This is a genomic window from Candidatus Magnetobacterium casense, from assembly GCF_019173545.1.
Classification (GTDB): Bacteria; Nitrospirota; Thermodesulfovibrionia; order Thermodesulfovibrionales; family Magnetobacteriaceae; genus Magnetobacterium; species Magnetobacterium cryptolimnobacter.
On sequence record NZ_JABXWD010000192.1, the window covers coordinates 1 to 6,715 of the forward strand.

At 50.7% G+C, this 6,715-nt stretch carries 7 protein-coding genes and 1 pseudogene; 1 reads left to right on the forward strand and 7 read right to left on the reverse strand.

Annotated elements, in window-relative coordinates:
* Positions 1-207: pseudogene (locus tag HWQ67_RS10785) on the forward strand (IS110 family transposase); the annotation flags it as partial.
* A gap of 126 nt (positions 208-333) precedes the next feature.
* Here HWQ67_RS10785 and HWQ67_RS10790 read toward each other — a convergent pair.
* The 7 genes from HWQ67_RS10790 to HWQ67_RS10820 all read right to left on the reverse strand — a co-directional run.
* A complete protein-coding gene (locus tag HWQ67_RS10790) occupies positions 334-510 on the reverse strand; it encodes a hypothetical protein (protein WP_218252696.1) in 177 nt (58 codons plus the stop codon).
* A gap of 118 nt (positions 511-628) precedes the next feature.
* Entirely contained in the window at positions 629-1,975 is a 1,347-nt protein-coding gene (locus HWQ67_RS10795) for a sensor histidine kinase (RefSeq protein ID WP_218252697.1), read from the reverse strand.
* Between the two features lie 8 nt (positions 1,976-1,983).
* Entirely contained in the window at positions 1,984-2,958 is a 975-nt protein-coding gene (gene selD / locus HWQ67_RS10800; RefSeq protein ID WP_255317230.1) for a selenide, water dikinase SelD, read from the reverse strand.
* 154 nt (positions 2,959-3,112) lie between these two features.
* Positions 3,113-3,559, reverse strand: coding sequence for a hypothetical protein (locus HWQ67_RS10805; RefSeq protein ID WP_218252699.1), 447 nt, complete (start codon positions 3,557-3,559; stop codon positions 3,113-3,115).
* Between the two features lie 5 nt (positions 3,560-3,564).
* Positions 3,565-4,791, reverse strand: a complete 1,227-nt coding sequence (locus HWQ67_RS10810) for a class I SAM-dependent RNA methyltransferase (RefSeq protein ID WP_218252700.1) — start codon at positions 4,789-4,791, stop codon at positions 3,565-3,567.
* A 2-nt stretch (positions 4,792-4,793) separates the two neighbouring features.
* Positions 4,794-5,138 (reverse strand): response regulator, encoded by a 345-nt coding sequence (locus HWQ67_RS10815; protein ID WP_040333894.1) that lies wholly within the window; start codon positions 5,136-5,138, stop codon positions 4,794-4,796.
* The coding region (locus HWQ67_RS10820; protein WP_218252701.1) for a sensor histidine kinase at positions 5,139-6,715 on the reverse strand (1,577 nt) is incomplete at its 5' end.

Genomic DNA, 6,715 nt, shown 5'->3' on the forward strand with positions numbered 1-6,715 from the left:
TACAAGGGGCTTGTGATAAGACGAGGGCACAAGCGTGCTATAGTAGCTGTAGGGCACAAGATATTGGAGGTAATCTATACACTACTGACAAAGAACGAACCTTATAGAGCTCCAAATGTAGATTATGAAGCTTTGCAAGTAAAGCGCAACGCTCCACGTTGGATGCGAATTTTGAAGAAATTTGGATATGTAAGAAAGAAGACATAGAATCATCGCAAAAAAAAAACTGTCATGGACGGTAAGGGGGAGTTTTGTGTCTTAACTCAATAAGATTTTCACGGTAAAGAAAGGGGCGGTTTGTGGTGTCCGTCACGGGGTAATTTTCTTGTGCAATTATGCTTTCTTGTCAAACTTCAGACAACGTGTCCCAGATGCCTTGTATACCTCTATGGAAGGTATAACCCTGCTCTTAAAGTTCATTGCCTTACACCCATACGGAAAACGGTTATCCCACGTAACGTAAAACAGCTTGCACTTAAAGCAGTCTATTCTTGTCTGATTACTTGTCATCTCCCGGTATCTATTATACCAAAACTGCCCTGAGAGCAACAAGGGATATAGTTTTTGCACAAACATCCGACCATGCCGCCCCATCTCTCTCTTTCGGCCACATGCGACCAATCTCTGGTTAATGATCGCCGTGGTTTGAGATACTTAGTTCAATCACAAAGGATGCGCCTGTTTGGGTATTGTCTGCGTGAATCTTGCCACCCATGTTGCCCTCAATGATGGTTCTGGCCATGTAGAGGCCAATGCCGCTGCCGTCCGGTTTGGTCGTATAGTATGGATTAAACAGGCTGTCCATGTGTTGAGCGGGGATACCTCCGCCACTGTCGCTGATGCTCAGTACTACCTTGTCGTCGTCGTTGTATGCCCTGATTGCTATATTTCTGGGCATGACGGCGGACTTTTCATGTTGTGTGATGGCCTCCACGCTGTTGTTGAGGATGTTAAGCACCACCTGCTTAAACTCGTTGGGATAGCCACAGACAACGGTGTTGCCCTCCCTTGCAAGCTCAAGGTCAATGGCAAAGGCCTTCAGTTGCGCCGATAACAGCTCAACAACCTCCCTGACGGCCTCCGCACAATCGAAATCCACCTTGCTCTTGGATGGCTTAAAGAAGTTCCTGAAGTCATCGATTGTGCCGGACATGAACTTTATCTGAGCCGTGGCCTCGGAAACAAACTCCTCTACGTACTGACGGTTAACCTCCCCAAAGGAGTAGGCCTCGGCAACGTCACTGACTATCAGCGACAACGTGTTCAGGGGTTGCTTCCACTGATGTGCAATAACGGCTATCATTTCACCCATGGCAGCCAGGCGCGATTGATGAATCAGTATCTGTTCCTGCGTGTGTCTGGCGATGACTTCCTCTTGTACCTTACGCTGGAGGTTTTTGTTCATATTATCGAGTTCTGCGGTTTTTTTCAGCAGTTCTTCTTCGAGCGTTATCTTTTCGGTGATATCCGACCATGTGCCAAGGACCAGGATAGGGTTTGTCGCTTTATCGAAGATAAGTCTGGTGTTGTCCTGCAACCACCTGTAGGTTCCCCCGGCATCCAACATCCTGTACCTGGTGATATTATACGTCTGGGTGTATACGGTGTTAAGACTGCTTAGTGCCACCTCCCGATCTTCAGGGTGTAGCCTGTTGAACCAGAGTTCGGGGTCTTCTATGAGCCGACTCGGTGGATAACCCAAGAGGTCTGTGACGTTTTCGCTGACGTAGATGATCGGATATCCACTGCCTGGATTGCGGCTATATATAACCGCATGACTGGAGTCGATTAACCCCTCCAACTGTTTTCTTATAAAAGCCAACGACTTTTCATAGTGCAATCGCCGCTTCTTTTCCTTGACAAACATTATAAACACGTATAGCAGCAGCACTGTCCCACCGGTACAGAGTGCCACAAGCAGCAAGAGCAACATGCCTATTATCGTGGATTTTTTAATCATAGCTATTGTCTTCAATGCCGTTGCTACCCTACTATAAGTACGCCGGAACCTTTGGTAACCTTCCCGATGACGGCATGGAAGACACCCGACTGTTGAAATATACCGAGCTTATCCGGTGCGAGAGCAATCAGTAGCCCTCCCGATGTCTGAGGGTCCGAGAGGATGAGCTGCCTTTCTTTTTCGATGTGTGGTGCGAATCTGGTGTTTGCGCTGACGAAACCGAGGTTCTTATGCGCCCCGCCTGGACATATCCCTCGCGCTGCCAACTCGGTTGTCTTTGGCAACACGGGTATAGAGTCGTAGTTTATCACGAAGTCTACATCCGAGTTCCTGAGCATGTTACAGGCGTGTCCAAGCAGTCCAAACCCCGTGACATCGGTACATGCCGATGCCCTTGCCTGCACGGCCAGTTTCGATGCGGTGTCGTTGATGGTGAGCATCCAGGTGACGGCCTCGTTGATATCGTCATCGCTGATTAGTCTGTTTTTGAGTGCCGTGGTGAGTATGCCAATGCCGATGGGCTTGGTCAACACCAGCAGGTCATCCGGTTGTGCACCGCTAACCCTGAGTATCGCATCCCCGTCAACGACCCCCGTTACGGCAAGACCAAATTGAAGCTCCACGGCATTGATGCTATGTCCGCCGATCAGGAAAACCCCGGTCCTCTTTAAAGATTGCAGCGCCCCCTTGAGTATCAGCTTGAGCACCCCGATGTCATAATCACAGGCTGGGAAGGCCGCTACCGCCATTGCCGCAACGGGCTTGCCCCCCATTGCGTAGACGTCGCTCAGGGAATTAACCGCACTTATGGCGCCGAACAACTGAGGGTCATTCACCACAGGGGTCATGAAATCAACCGTTTCTACGATCGTCATCCCGCCCATGCGATAGACGCCCGCATCATCGCCAGGCCCTACGATGACCTCACCCGCATCATAACAAGTTTCTGCGAGCGGTTCCATAGAGCGTATCAAGTCGGCCAGGTCCGCCGGACCCAGTTTAGAACCTCAACCCGCTGCCTTAACCTTTTCTGTCAACCTGAAATCCATCTTAGGTATTATGATAACATAATCTCAGGAAAAAAAAGAGAGGTATACTGATCGTAGCACTCCATTGTCGCTTGTTCCTCACACGGAGGAACGCTCAACACATTCAGAGGCTGCTGGTTATTATGCTGCCCGTTGCCTCCGACGTCAGATGAAACTCTATCCTTAGGCGTTTGTCTCTGAGGTGCTTTTCGATCAACCTCTTGGTGGTATTGCTTAAACGGCGCAGACAATCAAACCTCTTCTGCCTGTACATGAACTCAAAGACCTCATCCGTGGAGGCGGTCAACAACACCTCCTTACACTCGGGTGTTACCGACACCAGAAACGCCATGACTTCCTCAGCGGTAGGGTCGTCCTTCCACAACGCCAGAGCAATCATGCCACGCCACTGCGCAGCCACCGATACCGTCGCTCCACCGTGGATATCCAAACCCTGTAACACTCCTATCAGATCGTCACCGGCTGGGACATAGACATCGTCATCGAAGTGAAAAAGCTCTCTGTGTATCTGCATGGAGACAGGGTGGTCATATATCACAATTGGTTTCATAAAGACTACCTCCTGTTTAGTATCCCCAGGACTTCGCAGTGATACGTGTTGGGAAACATGTCAACGAGCCTGACTGATGCCAACGTGTACTCTTTACTGAGCTTGTGTATATCCCTGGCAAAGGTGGCCGGGTTACACGAAACGTAGGCAATCCTCTGGGGACTGAGGGCTAGGAGCCGTAAAACCCCGGCCGTGGTCAGACCAACTCTTGGGGGGTCAACGATCACGATGTCGTACTTGGCGGTCTTTTTATCGCCGGCTCCTGTTTCCTTGATTTTTTCCAGTGGACGTGAAATATATCTGATGTTTTTGAGGTTGTTGTCTTGGATGTTTCTCTTACCGTCCGCAATGGCGTAGGGGTTGTTCTCAAGCACGGTGGCGCCACGACAGCGCAGGGATAAGGGGAGGGAGAAGTTTCCCGCCCCCCCGTAGGCATCCAGAATGCTCATGCCATCTACATCTCCAAGCGCCTCGGAGAGCTGCTGTATCAGACGCAGGTTCAACTCCCAGTTTGACTGGAAAAACGTCTGCGCACTGACCACGTAACTCAAATCTCCGAGCATAAACCTACAACTGGTGGCTCCAACAGAGGGGCCGCTCTCCAAGACCGCACCATCAAAGCCAACGTCCAGGAAGAAATCCATGCGACCCTCATCGACATCCGCACCCTTGATGTAGGCTATTGTGTTTTCCCCGGAGAGGATGTGTATCTCCCTGATGCCCCTGACAAACCGCGCCCCACTGAGCTTTCTCAGCATAGCGTTTATGCTTGTCTTGCAGATAAAGCACTCTTGCACGGATACAACATCCCTGGAGTCTTCCTTGTAAAACCCTATTGTACCATCATCGGCCAGCTTAAACTGTGCCTTGCTCCTGTAATGCCACTGTTGACCTGCAAGGGTCGATTCTAAGGCAATATCCGTTTTTCCGATCCGCTGAAGGCAGTCTGTAACGATCTCCTCTTTGAGCGCAAGCTGACGCTCATAGGAGATATGCTGGTAGTGACAGCCTCCGCATACCGAAAACACCGGACATCGAGCCTCCACGCGGTCATCGGAGCCTTGCAGTATCTCTATCGCATCGGCAATAGAGTAGTCCCGCTTGTGCTCCCTTAACTGCGCAACGACCCTCTCACCGGGTATGGTGCCCCTGACAAAGACGACACCATTGTGCCGGCTAAGACACAAGCCCCCATACAACGGGGCCTCAGTCTCCAGCTCTACCTGTTCCATCTTCAGGACAACAGCTTCTTGATCGTGTTCTTAAGCTCCGTCATGTCGGAGGACTTTACAACATAGGCATCCGAGGCCCACACCGAAAAATCATCGCGGTAGTCGTAGGCCGTTGACATGATTATGGGCAGGTCAGGTTTCTTTTCCTTCATCCGCCGCAGCACCTCTATGCCATCCATCCCCGGCATCAGTATATCCAGTGTTACTATGCCTATGTCCTCCTTGTCAAATATCTCAAGGGCCTCTTTGCCGGAACTCGCTACATACACATCGTATTTCTCATCCTCCAGCTCCATCTTGTACAGGTCTCTAAGGTGAGGATCATCATCGACTATTAATACCTTCATTTATCTTGCCTCCTTTAGTATGAATTTAATCTTGAATATAGTCCCAACTCCTAACGTGCTCTTTACATCTATCGTTGCTCTGTGTTCTTCTATGATCTTGGAGGTTATAGCCAATCCAAGGCCGGTTCCCGTGATCCTGGTGGTGTAGAAGGGGTCGAATATCTGGCTGAGTGCCGCCTCTTCCATGCCAACCCCCGTGTCTTTGATCTCAACAATGGCCGTGTTATCCTCCCTGCGACTGCGTATGCTTATCCTGCCGCTATCCTGTATGGACTGCCAGGCGTTGGTTACTATGTTGGTAAAGGCCTCCTTCAATCTGTTGGGATTGCCGGTTATCTCAAGGGACTCGGTACTGTAATCCTCATCAAAGACGACCCTGTCCTTCACTGTTGCACCCATCTGTTGCCTGACGGAACGAAGCACGGAGTTTATGTCTATGGTTTCGTTAGACATCTTTGACTCCCTCACGAAACCCAACGCCTGTCTCAGTATGGTCTCCAGGCGTGTGACTTCTTCCACGATTATGTTTGCATAGTCCTGCAGCGGCCCGTCTAATCTCTTCTGAAGGCGTCTGGCAAAGCCGCCTATGGAGGAAAGCGGATTTCTTATCTCATGGGCAACCCGGGCCGTCATCTCTGCCATTGCCGCTATCTGCTGCATCTTGGCCAACTGCTCTCTGAGCTTCTTGCCCTGGGTCACGTTGCCGGCTATGTGGACTGCACCGGTGTACGCTCCGTAAGAGTCAACAATTGGCGAAATCGATACACTAAAGGTGTCTTTGCTACCGGCATAAAAACCCTCTATTTCGGAGACCACCGAACTCCGTCTCTGCAACATCTCATCGTAGGGACACTGCGCTATTGCGTCGTCCTGATTGTGAAACACCTCACAACACCTCCGCCCTATTACCTGCTCTTGCTCTAAGTCAAGCAATTGACATACGGCCTTGTTCACCTTGGTTATGACCATATCCAGGTCGGTTATAAAGACGCTCTCCGATATTGACTCAAAGATGTTGTGCAGCTCACTCTCTGCCACACTCACCTGTTCAAATAGCCGGGCGCTCTCTATGGATATGGCCGCATGGTCTGCAAATGTCGATATAAATCCAAGGTCATCTCCTGTTATCTGCTGTTTGTTAAACAGGTTATCGACCCACAGCACTCCGATCACCTTACCCAGGGCTATCAGCGGAATAACGGCATAGGCCTCCGTGCCAAGCCGCTCTGCGAGGATTGAGTCGGCCATCGGGTCCGTCTGCGCCGAGGTCACATTAAAGGACTTCTTGTGCACTACCGCAGCCGACAGGTAATTGCTCCCTGCATCCCCGATTGGTATATCCAGCTCCTTGCACTGTCTGTCCAGGAAGGTGTCCCGTCCTATTGTGCCCTTTTCGATCTCCTCCAGGAGTTCGACTATTGGTTTGGATTTCAGTGCGGGGTCGTCCCAGATTTGGTGTGCCTCCTGCAGGGTTGCAGGGCCTATGCCCATTGTTCCTCTGAGGCGGCCATGCTGTTCGTCGTGGAGAAACAGGATTGCCCGGTTAAAGCCAAGTCCGTCCTTAGCCGTTACCACCG

Coding starts and splice junctions, on each gene's coding strand:
- HWQ67_RS10790 (WP_218252696.1), bottom strand. CDS start 510: ATGACAAGTAATCAGACAAGAATAGACTGCTTTAAGTGCAAGCTGTTT.
- HWQ67_RS10805 (WP_218252699.1), bottom strand. CDS start 3,559: ATGAAACCAATTGTGATATATGACCACCCTGTCTCCATGCAGATACAC.
- HWQ67_RS10810 (WP_218252700.1), bottom strand. CDS start 4,791: ATGGAACAGGTAGAGCTGGAGACTGAGGCCCCGTTGTATGGGGGCTTG.
- HWQ67_RS10815 (WP_040333894.1), bottom strand. CDS start 5,138: ATGAAGGTATTAATAGTCGATGATGATCCTCACCTTAGAGACCTGTAC.